The sequence below is a fragment of the Pandoraea sp. NPDC090278 genome (assembly GCF_044772185.1).
In the GTDB taxonomy this organism is placed as follows: Bacteria; Pseudomonadota; Gammaproteobacteria; order Burkholderiales; family Burkholderiaceae; genus Pandoraea.
Map to the genome: position 1 here is coordinate 144,772 of NZ_JBIVYJ010000008.1, position 21,628 is coordinate 166,399.

A 21,628-nucleotide genomic window follows, 5' to 3' on the forward strand; every position below is an offset into this window, starting at 1 on the left:
CGGTACTCAGCAGTCCGCAGGTCATCGAGTCGCCGCAGGTGGTGTGGCGGTCTCGCGCTAAGCACGTCAAAAACGAACAGGTCACGTCATGAACACATCTTCGCGAGGCATCACCGAAGCTGGAGAAAACGCACGTCAGTCGATGGACATCGACGACGAGGCGATGGATTTCCACTTCCCGGAGAAGCCTGCGATTCGTCTTTGGCAGCGTGCCGTTGCGGCGTGCGTTGCGCTGACGTTGCTTGTCAGCCCGATCTCGGTGACGTTCGAAATAAGCCAGTCGGCCGCACGTGAACTGGCGGTAAACACCGCCGGGAAAGCGGGCTTCGACGAGACCGCTCTGACGGTGATGCGCTCGCTCGCGTCGTTGCGTGTGCACGTCGGCATGCAGACGGCGTCCGCCGCGCCGATCACCGATCCGACCGCACCGGTCGTCTTCGCACCGAAGATCACCACGAGCGGCAACGGCATCCCCGTCGTCAACATCACGGCGCCGAACGCGGCGGGTATCTCGCTCAACCAGTACCAGAGCTTCAACGTTGACGCTGCGGGCCTGATCCTCAACAACAGCCTGCTTAACGGCACGTCGCTCAACGGCGGCGCGATTGCTGCCAACCCAAATCTGTCAGGCCGCACCGCGAGCACCATCGTCAATCAGGTGACGTCATCCGGAGGCGCTTACGCGACGGCACTCAACGGTCCGCTCGAAGTGTTCGGCGCGCCCGCGACGGTGATCATTGCAAACCCGAACGGCATCTCCGTACGCGGTGCGGGCTTCACCAACACCATCGGCGTCACACTGACGACCGGCACACCGCAGTTCCTCTCGGGCCCGGGCGGTACGCCCACCGATTTCGCGAACGCCAACGCGCTCGGCTACAACGTCAACAGCGGCCATATCCAGTTGGAAGGGAATGCCGGGATGAACGGCCCCGGCAGCGGTATCGAAGGCACCGTCGGCGCGATCGATCTCATCGGTCAGACGGTTGGCATCAACGCGCCGTTGTACGCGGGCACGCGCATCAACGTCATCACCGGCAATCAGCAGGTCTTGACGGGGGCGGTGGACGGCACAGGCACGCGCTACATCACGTCGGCCAACGGTGCGGCCAATACGGCGCAGGCCATCCAGAGCGCGACGGGCAATGCGCAGGCGTTCGCCATCGACGCGACGCGCTTCGGCGCAATGACGGCCGGGCAGATTCAGGTCATCGGCACGACGGCGGGTCTCGGTGTTCGCATGGCGGGCGATCTCGCGTCGACGACGGGCGACCTCACGCTCTCGTCGGGCGGCGATCTGACCGTGGCCAACCACGCGGCGCAGCAGCAGGTGCAGATGACGAGCGCGGGCAACGTCGCGCTCAGCGGCACGGGTCTCGGCGAGACCGGCTATCGACTGACGGCGACTGGCGATGTGACGTCGGCCGGATCGCTGCAATCGGGCAAGGCGATGGACGTGCAGGCGGGCGGCAATCTTACGCTCGCGAACCTTCAGTCGAACGGCGATGCCGCGTTGAGTGCAACGAAGGCGCTGGCGCTGAAGGAGGCGCAAATCGGCGGCAATCTGTCGCTCTCGACGCATGACAATGCGCTGGGTGACATCCGTCTGACGGGCCCGGTAACGGTGGGCGGCACCCTCGTCGCAAACGCCGCGCGCGGTCTTGTCGTCACCGACAGCACGGGCGCGAACGGCAATGTGTCCATCGTCACTGGCGGTGATTTCCAGATCGCACAGGGCGCACGTCTGACGGGCCACAGCGCGGTATCGACCCAATCGGGCGGCGATACGCGCATCGACGGCACGCTGGCATCCGGCGCACAACTCGACATGACGTCTAATCGCCGTCTCGACGTGCAGGGCGATGTGGCGTCGAGCGGCACTGCACGCCTGAGTGCGGGCGAGACGCTGAACGTCGACGGCACGTTGCTCGGACAAGCCGACGCGACGCTGCGTGCAGGCAGCGACATCACGGGCAAAGGCAAGCTCGCTTTCGGCACCGATGCCACATTGCGCGCCGGGCGCGACATCTCGCTGACCGGGGCGTTGCTCGCAGGCGCACTGGACGCCGAAGCGGCGAACGGCATTTCACTGGCCGATGTACAAAGCACCGGTGTCGCCGCGTTGCGCGCGTTGGGCAATGCAGGCGGTGGCGACATCGCGCTGCAAGGCAAAGTCTCGTTCTACGGTGCGGCGGCGCTCACGGCAGCGCGGGACATTCTCGTGAATGGCACGACGGCCGGTGCGGATGCCGTGACGCTGAACGCCTCGCGCGACGTCAACGTCGCAGGCTCGCTTCAGACGGCAGGCACCGCGAATCCGCTGACGATCACGGCGGGCAATGCCGTCACCGTCCCCGGAACGATTCAGGCGAGCGCGGACCTCAAGGCGACGGCCGGTACGACGCTCGACGTAGCGGGCACCGCGACCGCAGCGGGCGACGTCGCCCTGCAATCCGGCGGCGACATGCGCGTGACGGGCAACGTGTCCGGCCAACGCACCGGAAAGCTCGATGCCGGTGGCAATCTCGATATCGGCGGCGGCGCGCATTTCCTTGGCGACACCTGGCTGACGTCCGGTGCGAACGCCACGCTGAGCGGCAAGTTGCAGACGGCGAACCTCGTCGTCACGAGCCGCAATGTGGTCACGCTGGGCGATGTTCAGACTGGCGGCACGCTCGACGTGCTGGCGCGCGGTCTCGACGGCAGCGGCGATATCCGGGTGGCCGGACCGTTGGCGTCGTTCGGCGTGGCGACGTTGAATGCCGCGCGCGATGTTGTCATTACCAGCACTGGCAAGATTGAAGCGAACGACAAGCTCGTCGTCACGGCACAGCGCGATGCACAACTCGACGGTGGTGTGACGGCCGTCGGCGACGTGGCGATTACCGCGACGTCCGGCAATCTGACCACGACGGCGAACCTGAGCACGAATAGTCAGCTCGCACTGACCGCCGGGCAAACGGTGACGCTCGGCGCACCGCAGACGAGTGCCATCGGCAACGCCACGGTCACCGCAGGGCAGGACATCGTGCTGAGCGGCGCGCTCGTCGGACTCGCGGGTGTCTTGCAAGCCGGACGCGATCTCGTCGGCACAGGGGCATCGGCGTTCACCAACACCGCGACGCTCGGCGCGAACCGCAACGTCAACCTGTCCGGCGTTTTGCAGGGCAACGGTGTGAGCGTGACGGCGGGCAACAGCGCGACTGTTTCCAGCGTCACGTCCAATGGACTGTTCTCCGTATCGGCCAACGGCAACGCGGGCGGTGGTGACGTCGTCGTCAACGGCGAGTCGAGTGTGGTGGGTGCAATCACGCTGAAGGGCGCGCGCGACGTCACCGTCGCAGGCACTTTGCAGACGGGCGAAGACGCCACGCTCTCCGGCGCACGCGACGTCAACATCACGGGCACGGTCCGCACGGCCAAGGATGCGACGCTGACGGCGACGCAAGGCAGTGTCAACGTCGACGCGCAAGGCAAGCTCGGCGTCAACGGACAACTGACCGTGTCGGCGGGGACGGACGTCGTCATGAACGGGCAGACGGCTGTTGCGGGCAACACGACGCTCACATCGGGTCGCGACACCGTTATCCAGGGCGCATTGAACGGTCAGGGCACCGGACGCATCGATGCAGGCCGCGATGTCAGCGGCGCAGGTTCGGCCTCGTTCACTGGCGCGCTCGACGTGAGCGCAGCGCGCGATGTCGACCAGAGCGGCCTGTTGCAAGGCGGCGGTCTGACGGTCGTCGCGGGCAACAACGTGACCGTCAAAAACGCACAGTCGACCGGCGCATTGGCGCTCACTGCCAAGGGCCTCACAGGCGGCGGCGACATCGTCGTCAATGGCGAATCCGGCGCACCGGGCACGCTCGGCGGCGGCGCTGGCACCACGCTCGACGCGCGACGCGACATCGTTGTGGGTGGCGCGATCCAGTCGGTAGGCGACGCAAACCTGACGGCACGTGGGGGCAGCATTCGCGCGACGGGCGGCGTGAGCGGCGGGGCGAATCTCTTCTTCAACGCAGCGCAAGACGTCACGCTGGGGCAATCGACGAGTGCGTTGCGCGACGTCACGATCAGCGCCGGGCGCGATCTGCAACTCGGCGCGGTGTTGCTCGGGGTGAATGCGAACCTGACGGCGGGGCGCACGTTGCTCGACACAGGCGACGGCAGCAGCAAGGCCGTCTTCACGGGCAACGCCACACTCACGTCGGCGGGCGACACGCGCCTCTCGGGCGGCGTGCAGGCGAATGCCATCGACGTGACGGCGGGCGGCAATGCAACGCTCGGCGTCCTCAACTCGGCCACCGGCATCAAGGTCACGACGACCGGCACGGCGGGTGCGCTGGGCGGTCCGGGTGACATTGTCTTCAATGGCGCAGTGTCTTCGCCGAACGCATTCTCGGCGACGGCCGCACGCGACATCCTCCTTGCAGGCAGCGTGGCGTGCGGTGCGGCATGCGAACTGACCGCACAACGCAATCTGTCGGTGACGGGCACGGCGCTCACGATGGGCGACCTCTCACTGATCACGCAGATGGGCGACCTTGCCATCAGTGGCGAGGTGACGACAGCAGGTGCGCTACTGGCGACGAGCGCAGGCAACGCAACGCTCGGCGGCAAGCTGAGCGTGCAGGGCGATTTGCGTGCAACTGCTGCCAACGATCTCACGCTGACGGGGCAAACCAACGTGCAGGGCATCGGCGCGTTGCGCGCCGGTCGCGACATCCTCGGGGACGGCACGGCATTGTTCGGTGGCGACGTCACGCTCGATGCGGGGCGCAACACAGCGCTGACGGGCGCACTGTCTGGCCAGAACGTCGACGTCCACGCCGCGAACAACGCGGGTCTGCATAACGTGCAGGCGACCAAGGCACTGACGGTAACGGCGGACGGCGGCGATGTGGCCATCACTGGCGACGCCGTCGCACTCGGCACGGTGACACTGACTGGCGCACGCGACGTCGCCGTGACCGGCAAGACGGTCGGTGGCGACAACGTCACGGTGACCGCAGCGGCGGGCGACATTCGTCTGCAAGGCGACACGGCTTCCGAGCGCAACCTCACGCTGACGGCGGCGAACGGCGCGATCGCGACGGGCAACGCGGGCGCGCAGGGCGACGTCACCGTCAATGCGGGCAAGTCGCTGACGATGCAAGGCGACACGACGGCCAACGGTCTGGTGCGTCTGACGTCCGGTGGCGACATGACGCTGGGCAATGTGCGCAGCGTCGTCGCAGACGCTGTCGCGGGCCTGCTGACGGCAGGTGGCAAGCTCAGCGCTACGTCGCTCACGTTCGGCAATGGTGGCCTCACCGCGGTGTCAGGTGGCGCGACGCAAGTCACGGGCGCCATCGTCGTAGGCGATGCCCTGACGATGACCACGACAGGCGACCTGACGGCGGGCTCTATCCAGGCGGGCAAGTCGGCCACGCTCACGGCGGGTGGCGCGGGAGACGTTCGCGTTGCGGGCGACGTCGGCACGGGCACGAGCTTGACCGTCAATGCAGGGCGCGATGTGACGCTCGGTGGCGCAGTGACGGCAGGCGAGGGCGTGACCGTCACGGCCGCGCGCGACCTGACAGTGACTGGCGCGCTGTCGGCGAATCAGGACATCGCACTGACCGCGACGCAAGGCAACGTCACGCTGACCGGCCCCGTTACTGCGATTCAGAACTTCACGGCGAAGGCGGGCAGTGCGCTGACGATGGGGGCTGCGCAAGTCAACGGCGACACGACGCTGACGTCCGGCACCACGATGGCATTGGGCGGTCATCTCATCGGTAAGGGCACGGCGACGCTGCAATCCGGCGGCGACATCACGGGAAGCAACGGTGCGCTGACGTTCGGTAAGGACGTCGCGATTACGTCCGGCGGCAAGCTGACGCTCGGCGGCGTGGATACGGCGGGCGACGTCAAGGTGACGTCGGCAGGCGACGCGTTGCTTGGCGCATTGACCTCAATGGGTAAGGCGTCGCTCATCAGCACGTCGGGCAGTCTGACGCTGGACAAGGTGCTCGTGGGCGGCACGCTCGATATGGCTGCTGCGACGAACCTGACGGCACTGCAAGGCGTGTCGAGCATGGGCGCGATGACGTTGACCGCGCAAAACGGCAATCTCAGCGTCGCGAACGTCTCCGGCAACGATACGGTCGCGCTGCGTGCAGGACAGACACTCACGTTGGGAGGCACCAACACCGTCGTCGGCGACATGACGCTCGATGGCGGCAACGTCGTTATCACCGGTGCGACGACGGCATCCAAATCCTTCACGGTCACGGCAAGCGGTGCGCTCGACGCGAGCGGCGGGCAGCTCTTCGTCACCCAAGACGCGAAGCTGAGCGGCGCACGCATCGACACGGGCGCGATGATCGTCGGTGGTGCGCTGGATGTGACGGCGACGCAGTGGATCAAGACGCACGGCCTCGCGCTCATCAATGGCGCGACGACTTTCAACGCAGGCGCAGGAACGTTCACCAACTCGGCGGGGGCATCGGTACTGAGCGCCGGGCCGTTGTCGGTGACGGCGGGCGGCATCGTCAACGAGGCGAACGGGCAATTGGCGTCGACGAAGGCACTGACGCTGACGTCCACCGGCAACATCGCTAACAACGGGCTGATGAACGGCAGCACGACGTCGGTCACGGCGGGTGGCGCACTGACCAACACCGGGACGGTGCTTGGCGCGAACGGCGTCACGCTCAACGTCGGCGGTTTGAACAACAACGGCGGCATGATCCTCGCGGGCGACGTGACGGGCGCGACACCGGCGAGCGCGGATCTTGCGCTGACGGTCAACGGCGCGGGCACGGTCACGACGGCGGGTGGCGAGCTGGCCGCGACGCGCAACCTCGCGGCGTCGATGGGCGCGGCGACGTTCGATGTGACGGGCGGCGCGTTGCAGGCTGGCGGCACGATGTCGATCACGGCCAACGTCATCAACAACACCGGGTCGCTGCAACTTGGCGGCGCGAACACCGTGCTGACGGGGCTGGCGTCGTTCCTGAACAGCGGCACGATCCAGAGCAACGGCGCGCTGACGCTCGCGAGCAACGGCTGGTTCACGAACAGCGGCAGCGTGGTGGGCGGCAGCGATGTGACGATCAACGCGGCAACGATCAACGGCGTAGGCGCGACGATTCACGCCGACCGCGATCTGTCGCTGACCCGCGACGTCATCAACAGCGGCCTCATCGAGGCGAACCGCAACCTGAGCGCCACTGGCGGCAACTTCACGAACGCGGGTGCGAAGACACAGGCGGCGGGCGACATCACCTTCTCGTTGCCGGGCACGCTGAACAACATCGGCGGCACGATCATCGCAGGCAACAACCTGACGGTGAATGCGGGCGCGGTGATTAATGATCAGGCGGCAGGGTCGGGCGCCGTGACAACTACGACGACGGTCGTCGATCCGAGTCTGATCTGGAGCGCGATTATCGGAACCCGTGGCTCGAAGCTCAGCCTGGGCGCTGGTGGCGGTGAAGGCGACATGAACGTGCGGTGGCTCGATGTGACATCCGCTGCAACGCTCGGAGATTTGCTGTCGCCGACGGGCGTGACGCTGGAAGGTAAGCCGGACGGCGTCAATCCGTGGACGGGGGACCGCTGCAACGGCGGAATCTCTCCGCTGTCGTGTAATGCGGGCACTGCTGCACCGACGACCGGCTCCGGAACGTTCTACATGAACAAGTTCAGGGGAAGTCGCATGGTCGGCGATAACCCTGTCGATTACGACTATTGGCAGGCGAGTGCGTCGCCGATGCCGAACGCGTTGACGTCTGTGGCCATTAACTTGCCTACAGTCAATCAAACGTCCACCGTGACGCAAATGGGCGCGAACGGCGTCATGATTGCGGGTGGCGACATCTCGGTCACGACGTCCAGCCTGTCGAATCGCGGCGGACAGATTGCAGCGGGACGCAACTTGACGCTCAACGTCGGATCGATGGCAAACGGCGCGGTATCGCCGACGACCACCAGTTCGGTGGTGAATGCGGTCGATCAAGGGCAGTACTCCGCGTTCCTCGCTCAGCTCGCGTCGCTGGGGGCTATCGAGGTTCCTACATACCAAAACGAGAATCTGTCCGACGCGCAGCTCGCGCATCAGACGGTGTCGTTCAACATCGCGACAGGATCGGCGGCACCCACCTCGACATCGACGATTGGCTGGTCGACGCCTCTCGGCCTGATCACCGCCGCTAACACGATCAATCTGTACGGCGGCAATCTCGTCAACGAGGGCATGATCTATGCCCAGAACAACGTCAATATCTTCGCGTCGAGCGTCACGAATCAGGGCGGCAATACGCAGCAATTCACGTCGCAGGCCGGATGTGCTGCGGGCACGAGTAACGCCTCCTGCTACCGGGGTAACGACGTTCGCGGGCAGAACCCGAACACCACTTCATTCACCTTCGCGCAGAACAACGCGGCAATCATCGCGGGCAACAACCTCACGATTGCTGCGGGGACGATCAACAACAAGTACGGCGATCTGATTGCGGGTCACGATCTCGTGATCGGCGGTGTCGGCTCGTCGGCGACGGGCACGACTGCTGCTGACTCGCTGACCAACACGTCGGGCAACATCCTCGCGGGTAACAACCTGACTCTGAACGTCGCGGGCGGCATCACCAACACGTTGCCGCCGCCGGTTCAGGTGCATGAGAACTACGGCAAGCTGGAAAAGTATTCGGGCTGTATGACGGCGGGTGGCTACAAGGAGAGCTACTGCGAGGCGTACGTCGATCAGCAGTCGGGCAACTCGTCGATCATCGGCGCAGGGAACAATCTGACGATCAACGCCGGGTCGCTGACGAACGTCGGCAGTTTGATCACGGCGGGTCTTAATGCGACGATCAACGTCAGTGGCCCGGTGGTGAACAGCGCACAGACGCTCAATGCCTACTGGCACTCGCACTGGGTGCAAGAGACGGGCATGTTCGAGTCGGACAAGCGTCATGACGTGTGGAGCTGTGGGAGTGCTGCGGAATGTACGTCGCTGTATGGCGATGCGTACACGAGCGTGGGTGGCGTAATCAACCCGCCGACGCCGGTGGGCAACATCGCGGCGACGATTCAAGCCCCGAACCTGACGGTGACGTCGGGTGGTCAGATCGTCAACGTGGGTAACGTGGTGGGGCAGTCGGTGTCGCTGACTGGTACGAGCCTGATCAACGGCATCACGACGGCGAACACGTACACGCCGCAAGTCGGCAACGCACCGCGAGTGATCAGTCTGGCTCCGGCGAACGGCGGCCTGAATCTGACGATCCCGGCGAGCTTGGGCGGTGCGGGTTCATCGATCCTGATGGGAGCCACAGGCCAGCAGAACGGCCCGAGCTATGTTGTGGGTGGATTGGGCGCAACGCTCGATCCCGTCTCCCCGCAAGTGCTGATCTCTAACTTGCCTGCGTCGCTGCAACCGAGCACGACGACGTTCTATTTCTCACCGCAACAGGAAGCGATCCAACTCCAGCAAGCGGCCCTGATGCAAACGGGCAAGGCGAGTTTCATCAATGGGTTGTCGACGGACAGCACGTCGCAGTTGAGCGTCAACGACCAGCAGAAGCTGGTGATGTACGGCAACGCCGTCGAGTATGCGAAGACGAACAACATCCAGTTGGGTCAAGCCCTCACGCCCGAGCAGGTCGCAGGGTTGTCGCAACCGATGCTGTGGTACGTCGAGCAGACGGTGCCTGAGCCGGGATGCGCGGCAACGGGTAATGCGAAATGCCCGACCGTGACGGCACTAATGCCGCAGGTGTACCTGCCGGAGAACTTCACAGCGCTGTCCGCAGGCGGACAGATTCTGGCGAGCAATGACCTGTCGTTGAACTTCGGCAGCACGGCGACGGGCGGCAGCATCCTGAACACGGGCTCGATCACCTCAGGCGGGACGCTGACGGTGAACACCGGCACGCTGACGAACCGCGCGAACGTGGTGGACGTCGGTGAAATCTGGAGCTACATCAAGGACGCGGGCTACCTGAAGACCACCGGCACGATGGTGCAGCCGGGTGGCTTCATGAGCGCAGCAGCGGGCGGGTTGACGCTCAACGTCGACCAGTTCAACCAGATCGGCGGCGCACTCCAACTACTCGATCCGAACGGCCAAGTCGACCAAGCGGCAACACAAGCGTTCATCGCGGGCGTTGCTGCACAGTTGGGCGACAAGTTCGTCCAGCAGACGCTGCAAAACGACCTGCACACGGATTTCGTGAAGCAGGGCGGCAGTTTCGGGATTCAGCAGGTTGGGATGATCATGGCCTCGGCCATGCTGGCCGGGGCATTGGCACCGCTGATGGCCGGATTGGTCGCGGCGCAACTTGGATCGGTCGCCGCGACATTCGTAGCAGGCGGGTTGGGCAACGTGATGGCGAGCGCAGCGCTCACCGCGATGGCAAGTTCGACCCTCACGCAGGCCATGTTCACCGGCTCGTTGGACTTCGGTTCAGTGCTGAAGACAGGCCTCTCGGCGGCGGTTACGGCTGGATTGCTGAACGGGATCACGTATTCGAGCGCCGATGGCTTGGGGTTCTCGACGACAGCGTCTCCGAATAGCTTGAGTAGTCTGGCTGGCGTAAAGCCAACTTTTGTGGAAGGTACCGCGAGCCAAGCTAGCACGGCCTCCGCGAGCTTCTCAATCACTCAAGGCATGGCGATCTTCGGTCAGTCTGTGATTCAGGCCGGGGTGCAATCAACGATTCAAGGTGGCAGCTTTTTGGATGCGTTGCAGGCAAACGGGATCAGCAACCTTGGCGCAGCGTTGGCGTTCCAGATTGGCGAAGCGAAAGCCGACGGTCTATTTGGGGACGGTCTAAGCAAGAACATCCTTTCTATCGCGGCACACGCAGCGCTGGGTTGCGCGGGAAGTGCGGCGTCCGGAAATGGATGCGCAGGCGGCGCAATCGGTGGGGCAGCAAGTGCGGCATTTACACCGGACTTCATTAAAGGAATCGATCCAAGCGGTGCGCCACTCAACGAGGGCCAACTGGCCGCGCTCTCCATGCTGTCGAGCTTGATGGGGGCGGGGCTGTCGGGGGCAGCGGGAGCAGACGCTAATGCTGGAGCGTTCTGGGCGCAGAACCAAGCGTTGAATAACGATTCTAGATCTTCGAAGCATCGGGAAGATGCCGCGAAGAACGGCGGCGCCTTCTATGCCGTGGACAACTTGCTAGCTCAAGACCCTGATCAATGGCTTCGGAACTTCTTTTCGATCGGGAGCAGGAATGCCAACAAGGCAGAGTCTGACCCTAACCGTCAAATTGATCCGACCGACGGCCCGCGCAATAATGGACCTGGTGCACCGTCCCCGGTTACACCTGCAGTTGTTTTGAGATGTTTGGCAGGGGGCCCGGTAGGATGTGTGGTCGCTGCCATATTAGGATCATTGGTTCGACCGGCTTCTCCGCCACCTAGTAATTGGACATTTTCGAGTGGCGATGGTGGTGCGGATAAGAGCACGACTGACGGCACAGTTGCCAATCCCACTTCGAACGTTCAATTTGGTGCAAATAAGAATCAAACTGATCATGCATTTCGTCATGTAATTGATGGTGGTTATGACGCCGCTGCGGTGCAAAAATCGGTGTCGGATGATCTTGGGAAAATTGGAAAAATGATCCCAGAAGGTTTGTATAACGGTACCGTTTTTGTTGATGGCGTGGAGTTTAACTACAGCGCTTTCAAATTTCCGAATGGAAAAATAAATGTTGGAAGAATAACTTCTCCGAGGTAATGATGGGAAAAAGAAGAAAGTTAAGCGCTCGTGAGTACTCGCTGGTGGTGGGTTTGATTTCTCGATCAGATCTTGGCGAGGATAAAAAAAGCGCATTGATCGAATCGGCTCGCGATGCTCCCGTCGAAGAGTTGTCTGATGGTGGGATGGGAAGTTTGAGGTTTTTTTGGGGTGGTTGTGAAATTAGAAAATTTGGTCGAAAAATAGCGGAGCGTGAGTTTTTTGATTCTGATGGTGTGGAGATTTCCGTGGCAATTAATTTGGACCAATTGGGGGATCTGTATGAATTGGATCTGTGGAAGGTCGATTTTTCCAAGGTGAAGGTTTTTCCATCGATTTGATAGGGTATTTATTCTCGGAAATTGAAAGTCTAATAACTGTCTCGTAGGTGGATTGGGCGCGACGCTCGATCCCGTCTCCCCGCAAGTGCTGATCTCCAACTTGCCTGCGTCGCTGCAACCGAGCACGACGACGTTCTATTTCTCACCGCAACAGGAAGCGATCCAACTCCAGCAAGCCGCCCTGATGCAAACGGGCAAGGCGAGTTTCATCAATGGGTTGTCGACGGATAGCACCTCGCAGTTAAGCGTCAACGACCAGCAGAAGCTGGTGATGTACGGCAACGCAGTCGAGTACGCGAAGACGAACAACATCCAGTTGGGTCAAGCCCTCACGCCCGAGCAGATCGCAGGGTTGTCGCAACCGATGCTGTGGTACGTCGAGCAGACGGTTCCGGAGCCGGGATGCGCGGCAACGGGTAACGCGAAATGCCCGACCGTCACGGCGCTGATGCCGCAGGTGTACCTGCCGGAGAACTTCACGGCGTTGTCCGCAGGCGGACAGATTCTCGCGAGTAACGACCTGTCGCTGAACTTCGGCAGCACGGCGACGGGCGGCAGCATCCTCAACACAGGCTCGATCACCTCAGGCGGGACGCTGACGGTGAACACCGGGACGCTAACGAACCGCGCGAACGTGGTGGACGTCGGCGAGATCTGGAGCTACATCAAAGACGCGGGTTACCTGAAGACCACCGGCACGATGGTGCAGCCGGGTGGCTTCATGAGCGCCGCAGCGGGCGGGTTGACTCTCAACGTTGACTAGTTCAACCAGATCGGCGGCGCACTCCAACTCTTAGACCCGAACGGACAAGTCGACCAAGCGGCAACGCAAGCCTTCATCGCAGGCGTTGCTGCACAGTTGGGCGACAACTTCGTCCAGCAGACGCTGCAAAACGACCTGCACACGGATTTCGTGGAGCAGGGCGGGAACTTCGGGATTCAGCAGGTTGGGATGATCATGGCCTCGGCCATGCTGGCCGGAGCATTGGCACCGCTGATGGCCGGATTGGTTGCGGCGCAACTTGGATCGGTCGCAGCGACATTCGTAGCAGGCGGGTTGGGCAACGTGATGGCGAGCGCAGCACTCACCGCCATGGCGAGTTCGACCCTCACGCAGGCCATGTTCACCGGCTCGTTGGACTTCGGCTCAGTGCTGAAGACGGGCCTGTCGGCGGCGGTTACGGCTGGATTGCTGAACGGGATCACGTATTCGAGCGCGGATGGATTGGGATTCTCGACGACAGCGTCTCCGAATAGCTTGAGTAGTCTGGCTGGCGTAAAGCCGTCCTTCGTCGAAGGTACGGCGAGCCAAGCTGGCACGGCCTCTGCGGGTCTCTCAATCACTCAAGGCATGGCGATCTTCGGCCAGTCTGTGATTCAGGCAGGCGTGCAGTCAACGATTCAGGGTGGAAGTTTCCTTGATGCGTTGAAGGCAAGTGGAGTAAGTAATCTGAGCGCGGCATTGGCGTTCCAGATTGGCGATGCAAAGGGTGATCTCAGTCAAATCTTCGGGCAGAACGGCGGCGAAATTGTGTCCACAATTGCGCACGGCGCTTTGGGCTGCGCAAGTGCGGCTGCGTTGGGCAATGGTTGTGCGGGTGGTGCGATTGGTGGCGCGCTTGGTTCTGCACTAAATTCGATATTCGACCCGAGCCAGGTACTCCCGCCTGAGCTACATGTTGGCCTTATGGGGCTGGCCGGTGCACTAGTTGCTGGCGTATTGGGGCAGGACGCGAATGCTGCGGCAACCGCAGCACAGAACGAGACGCAGAACAACTGGCTTAAACATAAGGCCGAAGCATTTAACAAGCCATCGGAGGCGGATCAACTCAAGGCGGCAGCGTTAGCTTGTAGTGCTAGCGGAAGTCTCAGCTCTGAGAGTTGCGGAAAGCTCAATGAATTGAGGGCGGTGTCTCTAGCTCGCGATCAAGCATTGACGAGTGCTTGTACCGACGCCAGCTCGGCAGCGTGCATGCTCGCGGTGGCAGACGCCAAAGCAAATGGCAACATCGTTGTCCGTGCTTCGAATGGGCAAATGTTTGCAGTCGATCCTGCTGACTCTCAAATCCTGTCGGGAGACTTGAATTCCAAGGCGACATTGCTGGACAAGCAGTTGGGTAGCCCGCTGGGGGCGATTCTCTCAGCCTTAGTCGTTGCGCTGGGCGGTTCTACAGAGACAGCCTTGGAGGGGGCGCAACTGGGGCAGGCCGTGGAGGGAGTGGGGGGCGGTCTCACGTCGCTCGGTGTATCCCCCATTGTCAGATGGCTACATCGCTCCTCGAGTAGTTCGACGCCGCAGACGGTTGCCCCGCAATATGTCTTTGAGGTCGGAGCGAACATAACTCCGATGTCGACGGCAAACGCATATCGGTTCATTGGAGCAAATGGTACTTTCGTGACACCATTGGCGAGCATTGAGTCAGTGATTGGACCGATCGGGTCGATGGCTCGGGAAGTGACGATTTCTAGAAACCAAGCAACGGCGCTAGAAGGTGCTCTCGGACTTAATCCGGGCTCATTAGGAGCATCGAACTTGCTTTCAATCGTCAGCAACATAAGTTCCAGAGCCCCGCGATCCCCACTCTCGGGCAACGATCACTTCCTTGGCGGTGGACAGGGACTTCCGGGCGGTGGGAAGGAGTTGGTCATTGACTCGATACCCAGTGCCGGTGGTGCAGGAATTCGACAAATTACTGTAAAGGTTAAGTGACGATATGAATCCGACTCGGATTTTCCCCGGGCGAATCACGCAGTGCCCAAGTTGTCACGGCGACGTCGCGTATTCATGGTTGACGGGTATGGGAGGGCCTCATTTTCATGTATACGCTATTGAGAATAACGATGTTCTGATCAGGCGAGAATGGTTCGAAAATCTTGAAAAGATGCGTCTCGCCGGTGCCACGGACGCGATGCTCCTAGATGCCATTGAAGATTTGCTGATACCTGCAACTGCGGAGCGGTCGAAGTATTCCTTGTGGAGTAACGTCAAATGTCCCCATTGCCACATTGAATTCCCATATCGGTTCCGTGGCAACCTGGCGTTACGGCTCAGTGATTATTCGGTAGTTTTGGTGGACGGGTGTCAACTCGATACGGATGAAGGTGTTTTTTTGGTGCGTGTAAGTAGCTGAGAGACGAACCTCGGTTAGTGAGCGATTCAGGCTCCGAATCTGACGGTGACGTCGGGCGGTCAGATCGTCAACGTGGGTAACGTGGTTGGACAGTCGGTGTCGCTCACGGGCACGAGTCTTGTGAATGGCATCACGACAGCGAACACCTACACACCGCAAGTCGGCAACGCACCGCAAGTGATCAGCTTGGCTCCGGCAAACGGCGGCCTGAACCTGACGATCCCAGCGAGCTTGGGTGGCGCAGGTTCGTCAATCCTCACGGGAGCCACAGGCCAGCAGAACGGCCCGAGCTATGTCGTCGGTGGATTGGGCGCAACGCTCGATCCCGTCTCCCCGCAAGTGCTGATCTCTAACTTGCCTGCGTCGCTGCAACCGAGCACGACGACGTTCTATTTCTCTCCGCAACAAGAAGCGATCCAACTCCAGCAAGCGGCCCTGATGCAAACGGGCAAGGCGAGCTTCATCAATGGGTTGTCGACGGATAGCACGTCGCAGTTGAGCGTGAACGACCAGCAGAAGCTGGTGATGTACGGCAACGCGGTCGAGTATGCGAAGACGAACAACATCCAGTTGGGTCAGGCCCTGACACCTGAGCAGATCGCAGGGTTGTCGCAACCGATGCTGTGGTACGTCGAGCAGACGGTTCCGGAGCCGGGATGCGCGGCAACGGGTAACGCGAAATGCCCGACGGTCACGGCCCTGATGCCGCAGGTGTACCTGCCGGAGAACTTCACGGCGTTGTCCGCAGGCGGACAGATTCTGGCGAGTAACGACCTGTCGTTGAACTTCGGTAGCACGGCGACAGGCGGCAGCATCCTGAACACGGGCTCAATCACCTCAGGCGGGACGCTGACGGTGAACACCGGGACGCTGAAAAACCGCGCGAACGTGGTGGACGTCGGCGAAATCTGGAGCTACATCAAGGACGCGGGTTACCTGAAGACCACCGGCACGATGGTGCAGCCCGGTGGCTTCATGAGCGCCGCAGCGGGCGGGTTGACTCTCAACGTTGACCAGTTCAACCAGATCGGCGGCGCACTCCAGCTACTGGGTCAGAACGGACAAGTCGACCAAGCAGCAACGCAAGCGTTTATCGCGGGTGTGGCTGCACAACTGGGCGACAACTTCGTCCAGCAGACGCTGCAAAACGACCTGCACACGGACTTTGTGAAGCAGGGTGGTGACTTTGGCATTCAGCAGGTTGGGATGCTGGTCATCATGGCCATGACGGTTATCGCGACGTATGGCTCGTCGCTAACACTGGCGACGGCGGAAACCGCCGCACAGCAGGCCGCACTCGATGCAGCGATGACGGCGATCATTGAAGGTGGTACGGCAGCCGCAGCCGAGACCGCCGCTGCGGGCGTCACAGGTGGGTTGCTCTCCAGCGGACTGTTTGCAGCAGGTACGTTGGGCAATGCGATGGCATCGGCGTTTGCCGCAAGCGCGTTCGCTTCGGCTGCGTCACAAGTGATGTCGAATGGCTCGCTGAACTTCGGAGACGTACTGAAGGCGGGCGTAGTTTCGAGCCTGACGGCGGGCCTCACGCGTGGCATCACGTTCAGCGAAGCCGACGGATTTGGCTTCTCGACGGCAGGCTCATCAGACACCCTCGCGAACATTGCTGGGACGAATCCGAGTATTGCCCAAGGCTTAGCAAGCAACGCAGTAAGTTCGACAGCGAGCGACTTCGCCCGACAACTGGCTGCGATGGCCGGAGTGTCGGCAATCCAAGCTGGTGTGCAGTCGGCGATTCAAGGGGGGAGTTTCCTTGAGGCGTTGAAGGGCAGTGGGATTAGCAATTTGAGTGCAGCACTGGCCTACCAGATTGGTTCGCTTGGTCCGGAAGGCCTCGGACAGTTGGGGTACGTGGGAGCACATGCGGCGCTAGGCTGTGCAAGTTCTTCTGCGCTGGGAACCGGATGCGGTGGTGGCGCTATTGGCGCAGCTACCAGCGCCGTGCTCACCCCATTGTTGCGTGACGCGCTTTATAACGGGTCGGAAACCGTTACGTACACGGATAACGGTGACGGAACCGTCACGAAGACCACGAGTTATGACAACCCTGCAATTAATGCGAGCATCGCGCTAATCGCTGCACTTTCTGGTGCTGGCCTATCGGGAGTGCTCGGTCAGAATCCGAATGGAGGTGTGACGGCGGCGCAGAACGAAGCGGTAAATAACGCTTTGAGCGCAAAACTGATGACGATCATGGTTCCCACGCCATTGGGCCCGATGCTGATGTTCGTCCCTGTGCTGACCGACGATCCGGTAATCGGTACGCCGAACAACGGACCCAAAGGAACGGACCCGCTGGTCAATCCGATTGAAGCGGCGAATGACGGCAACATCATGACGACGCCGAATAATGGAGTCCGTGGTGTAACTGTGACCGAGACGCCGCTGGGCGGTCCACTGACGCCTACGATTTTGGACAATCCCGGTTGTCTCTTGGTACCGGGGCTGTGCGCCGGTCTTATGATCATGGCGCAGGTCCGAGATGGCGCCGACAAAATCTCAAAGCTTCTCGGTACCGGTGGTTCTGACGTCGGCGTGAGGCCTGGCGAGACAACCGTTTATATTTCGAGAGATGAGAACGGGAATACGCAGTATGTAGGTATTACGGATGATCTGGGCGCCAGAGCTCGAGCCCATTTGGCTCAAAAAGGCATATTTATTGAGCCAATAGCTGGTCTTCAAGGAATTGCGCGTGAAGACGCAAGGGCAATTGAGCAGGTTTTGATTGAGTATAATGGTCTGGGGAAAAATTCCGGATCATTGATGAATAAAATAAATAGCATATCAAATAAAAATCCGATTTATGCTGAATCTCTAAAGGGGGGCGTAAAATTGCTGGAGGATATTAAATATGAGGGGTTCGTTAAATGATTAGGATTGGTGACGTATTTTCAATAAAAACTTCGAAAGGGTTGGCGTATTTTCAATATGTTTTAAAGCATAAGTTTATGGGGTCGATGATCAGGGTTTTGCCGGGGGTTTTTGAAGGAGCTCCGGGAAATGTGACGTCTCTCGTTAATGAGGTGACAAATTTCTTTGTCTTCTTCCCGGTTGCGGGGGCGCTGAAGCTAGGGATCATTAGCAAAGTCGGGAATTTTGAAATTCCGAAGTACTCTCGAGGGATGCCACTTTTTCGCGCGGGTAACGCCAATTCAGTCACAAAAAGAGTTGAAAATTGGTGGCTGTGGGATGGTGAAAAAGAGTGGATGGTGGGAGAGATCACGGACGACCAGAGAAAATTGCCGATTCGTCAAATATGGAATGACACCTTGTTAATCAAAAGAATCGAGGACGGCTGGTTGCCCGAGCGCGATAAGACCTAACGTCTCGCAGGTTGGATCGACCATCAACTGAGACTGAGGTCGATTTTGAGGGGCTCAAGTGTTGAACTGTGATTGTTGTTCGGCAGTGCCACAACGCGACGACCAATGCCTGTGGTCGTGCGGTAAACCGCGAGCAGGCGCTCATCGCCTACCGGAACCTGCAGTCCTACGGAATGTACGTCGCTGTATGGATACGCGTACACGAGCGTAGGTGGGGTGATCAACCCGCCTACGCCGGTGGGCAACATCGCGGCGACGATTCAAGCGCCAAACCTGACGGTGACGTCGGGCGGTCAGATCGTCAACGTGGGTAACGTGGTTGGGCAGTCGGTGTCGCTGACCGGTACGAGCTTGGTCAACGGCATCACGACGGCGAACACGTACACGCCGCAAGTCGGCAACGCGCCGCAAGTGATCAGCTTGGCTCCGGCGAACGGTGGCCTGAATCTGACGATCCCCGCGGGCTTGGGCGGCGCGGGTTCGTCGATCCTGACGGGAGCCACCGGCCAGCAGAACGGCCCGAGCTATGTTGTGGGTGGATTGGGCGCGACGCTCGATCCCGTCTCCCCGCAAGTGCTGATCTCGAACTTGCCAGCGTCGTTGCAACCGAGCACGACGACGTTCTACTTCTCACCGCAACAAGAAGCGATCCAACTCCAGCAAGCGGCCCTAATCAGTTCGTATGCCACAACCCGCGTGCAGGAAAATCTCGAAGCGAAGCTCACGCCCGGTTGTAGGCCGATTGCCAACGGACGTCTGAATATCACACCATGAAAGCTGAAATCAAATCGTTGCATTCCTTGCTGTTGGAAGACAGGTTGATCGACTACTGGCCAGATGATGTGTCGAACTTCGGCACATGGATTCGAGCCTACATTGGTCCACGAGGTGAGGTGAGTTCCGAATCGTTCGACATTCACGTTTGCACGCCGGAATGGCTCAAGGCGCAGTGTGCCACTCAAAGTCCGCTTTGGGGCAGGCACATGCTGATTGTCGAAGTCTACGATTACGACGCCATTAAGACGGCTATTGAACGTTACGTAGCAGCTGTCGACGGTGACGATTGGGCGGACATCGCCGCAAAGTTGAGCCGAGTTGGTGCATGGGAGTTTGAAGATTATCAGGATCGGTAACGGGACCACCCGTCATAGGATTTTTGACCACACGCTCGCAGAGCACATTCAAACGGTTGCGGGTGAATTGCCTGTTGACGAAGTCGGCTTGTGGTAAATCGTACCGGCAGGTCGGCAAGGGTTTAGCTTAAGTGGTGCTGACTTGGAAGAGTTTGTGCGTTGCTACAACCGAGCACGACGACGTTCTACTTCTCGCTGCACCAAACAAAAAAAGGGTTGCGTGATTTCACGTAACCCTTCGTGCTTTTTGCGTGACGCACTACTCGTCCCTAGTCCAGTCCCGTCGCGCCCCTATCGCTTCAATGCGTAGCACTGCACGCGCAAATCGTGATCATTGATGAGTCCGCAACTGCTGGCATCCTTCTTTCCATAGCAGTACTCACGCTGATCGTGATCGGTTATATCACCACAACTGCCGCTTCCGTTCTTCATATAACACTGTGCTCGTAAGTCGCGGTCATTGATGAGTCCGCAGCTGCTGGCATCCTTCTTCCCGTAACAGTACTCACGTTGATCGTGATCGTTGATATCACCACAACTGCCACTTCCCCTCTCGATATAGCACCTTGCTCGCAAATCGTGGTTATTGATGTTCCCACAGCTGCCACCGCTCTGCGTCGCGTAGCAGTAAGCACGTTGATCGCTATCGTTGATGTTTCCACAGCTCTGGGAGAAGGCTGGACGCGACACCCCGAACATCAGGATTGCCAAGCTGAGCAGTATTTTCTTCATCATCCTTATTCATCCTTATCTCACGTGTGATTATTCGATCGTACTGTGAAAGTGATTCCTGACGAGAGCGTTAGTAGTCACGTGGAATCCTGAATATATAAATGGATTTAACGCATCTTTGGTTGACGGAGGATTTTTGAAAGACCTCACCCCTGCGCCATCACCTGCTGCGCAATCGCCGCAGTAATTCCAGCCTTATCGTGCCGCGTCCGCTCCAGCAGCCCGATACTCCGTTGCTCCGTCACCCCGGGAAGAGGAATCACGCGCAACGCATCCTCATGCGCCCAGCTTGCGCTTCTCAGCATCGGCACCACGGCCACGCCGACCCGTTGCCGCACCAGCGCCACGATCCCTTCGATGGACGACAGCTCCAGAAAGTCGCTGACCTTCACGTGCTGACGTCGCACCGCACGATCAATCAACGCCCCAGTCCGCTGCGTCCGATCAAACCGCAGAAACCGCTCCGTCTCCAGCAGCTTCGCCACCGACGAAGACTTCAACGCCGACGACGCTAGCAGAACCAACGGCTCCCGATACAACGGCGTCCACCGCACCCCTGCCGGGCGTCTTCCAGATGCTTCCACCAGCACTGCGCAATCGATCTCCCCGGCGTCGAGCTTTGCGGTTAGCTCAATCGACCGTGCCGTCTGAATCGATATCTCCAGATGCGGCTGCGCGTGCTTGATCTGCGACACAGCCCGCGCCAGCGCACTCACCGCTGATTCCACCGCACCAATCGTCACCGGCCCGGCCGTCGATTCGATGCCAGCGGCCAGCGTGCGCATCGTCTGGTACTGCGCCAGCAACTGCTCCGCGTGCGGCAGCAGCAACCGTCCCATCGCATTGAGCGCCACGGAGCGCCCCACGCGATCGAACAAGGGATGGTCGAATTCTTCCTCCAGCGCGCGCATTTGCATGCTGACCGCCGATTGGGTCATGGCGAGATGTTCGGCTGCCGAAGCGAACGAGCCGTATCTCGCGACCGCCGCAAACGTCCGCATAAATCGCAGGTTGCTCATGGGTGACTCACGCTAAACATCTGAATATTCGAAAGAAAGCCCCGGAGAGGCTCGTTGAAAACCGCCATCAACTCATCAAAAAACTTGCGATGACGAATCACAAATTCTAGCTTTTATTGGTTTTTTGGCACAAGCAGAATGGGGCGAAGCGAGTGCGGTCGGCTTGCCACGAAAACACTTCATAGAAGAGG

10 protein-coding genes are annotated in these 21,628 nt (G+C 60.4%); 8 read left to right on the forward strand and 2 right to left on the reverse strand.

All coding sequences use genetic code 11. The features are described 5' to 3' along the window. The first annotated feature begins 88 nt into the window (after nucleotides 1–88). The 8 genes from ACIQWO_RS24940 (at nucleotide 89) to ACIQWO_RS24975 (ending at nucleotide 19,686) form a co-directional block, all read left to right on the forward strand. Nucleotides 89–11,740 (forward strand): filamentous hemagglutinin N-terminal domain-containing protein, encoded by an 11,652-nt coding sequence (locus ACIQWO_RS24940; RefSeq protein ID WP_402829924.1) that lies wholly within the window; start codon nucleotides 89–91, stop codon nucleotides 11,738–11,740. Beyond that, on the forward strand, nucleotides 11,740–12,081 hold the full coding sequence (locus ACIQWO_RS24945) for a DUF6984 family protein (protein WP_257958778.1): 342 nt from the start codon (nucleotides 11,740–11,742) through the stop codon (nucleotides 12,079–12,081). Before ACIQWO_RS24940 ends, ACIQWO_RS24945 begins: the two co-directional genes overlap by 1 nt. A gap of 52 nt (nucleotides 12,082–12,133) precedes the next feature. Continuing rightward, a complete protein-coding gene (locus ACIQWO_RS24950; protein WP_402829928.1) occupies nucleotides 12,134–12,844 on the forward strand; it encodes a hypothetical protein in 711 nt (236 codons plus the stop codon). A gap of 96 nt (nucleotides 12,845–12,940) precedes the next feature. Beyond that, entirely contained in the window at nucleotides 12,941–14,791 is a 1,851-nt protein-coding gene (locus ACIQWO_RS24955) for a DUF637 domain-containing protein (protein WP_402829931.1), read from the forward strand. A 466-nt stretch (nucleotides 14,792–15,257) separates the two neighbouring features. Beyond that, nucleotides 15,258–18,101 (forward strand): DUF637 domain-containing protein, encoded by a 2,844-nt coding sequence (locus tag ACIQWO_RS24960; protein ID WP_402829934.1) that lies wholly within the window; start codon nucleotides 15,258–15,260, stop codon nucleotides 18,099–18,101. Beyond that, on the forward strand, nucleotides 18,098–18,553 hold the full coding sequence (locus tag ACIQWO_RS24965; protein WP_402829935.1) for a hypothetical protein: 456 nt from the start codon (nucleotides 18,098–18,100) through the stop codon (nucleotides 18,551–18,553). The genes ACIQWO_RS24960 and ACIQWO_RS24965 overlap by 4 nt, the downstream gene beginning before the upstream one ends. A 216-nt stretch (nucleotides 18,554–18,769) precedes the next feature. Beyond that, nucleotides 18,770–19,327, forward strand: a complete 558-nt coding sequence (locus ACIQWO_RS24970) for a hypothetical protein (RefSeq protein WP_402829938.1) — start codon at nucleotides 18,770–18,772, stop codon at nucleotides 19,325–19,327. Beyond that, entirely contained in the window at nucleotides 19,324–19,686 is a 363-nt protein-coding gene (locus ACIQWO_RS24975) for an immunity 8 family protein (RefSeq protein ID WP_402829940.1), read from the forward strand. Before ACIQWO_RS24970 ends, ACIQWO_RS24975 begins: the two co-directional genes overlap by 4 nt. A gap of 291 nt (nucleotides 19,687–19,977) precedes the next feature. Here ACIQWO_RS24975 and ACIQWO_RS24980 read toward each other — a convergent pair whose 3' ends face one another. Further along, a complete protein-coding gene (locus tag ACIQWO_RS24980) occupies nucleotides 19,978–20,421 on the reverse strand; it encodes a hypothetical protein (protein WP_402829943.1) in 444 nt (147 codons plus the stop codon). A gap of 143 nt (nucleotides 20,422–20,564) precedes the next feature. Further along, nucleotides 20,565–21,437, reverse strand: a complete 873-nt coding sequence (locus ACIQWO_RS24985; protein WP_402829945.1) for a LysR family transcriptional regulator — start codon at nucleotides 21,435–21,437, stop codon at nucleotides 20,565–20,567. Nucleotides 21,438–21,628 lie beyond the last annotated feature (191 nt).

Excerpts from the sequence above, each read along its gene's own strand:
- ACIQWO_RS24980 (WP_402829943.1), bottom strand. The coding sequence starts at position 20,421 with ATGATGAAGAAAATACTGCTCAGCTTGGCAATCCTGATGTTCGGGGTG.
- ACIQWO_RS24965 (WP_402829935.1), top strand. The coding sequence starts at position 18,098 with ATGATTAGGATTGGTGACGTATTTTCAATAAAAACTTCGAAAGGGTTG.
- ACIQWO_RS24940 (WP_402829924.1), top strand. The coding sequence starts at position 89 with ATGAACACATCTTCGCGAGGCATCACCGAAGCTGGAGAAAACGCACGT.
- ACIQWO_RS24945 (WP_257958778.1), top strand. The coding sequence starts at position 11,740 with ATGATGGGAAAAAGAAGAAAGTTAAGCGCTCGTGAGTACTCGCTGGTG.
- ACIQWO_RS24975 (WP_402829940.1), top strand. The coding sequence starts at position 19,324 with ATGAAAGCTGAAATCAAATCGTTGCATTCCTTGCTGTTGGAAGACAGG.
- ACIQWO_RS24985 (WP_402829945.1), bottom strand. The coding sequence starts at position 21,437 with ATGAGCAACCTGCGATTTATGCGGACGTTTGCGGCGGTCGCGAGATAC.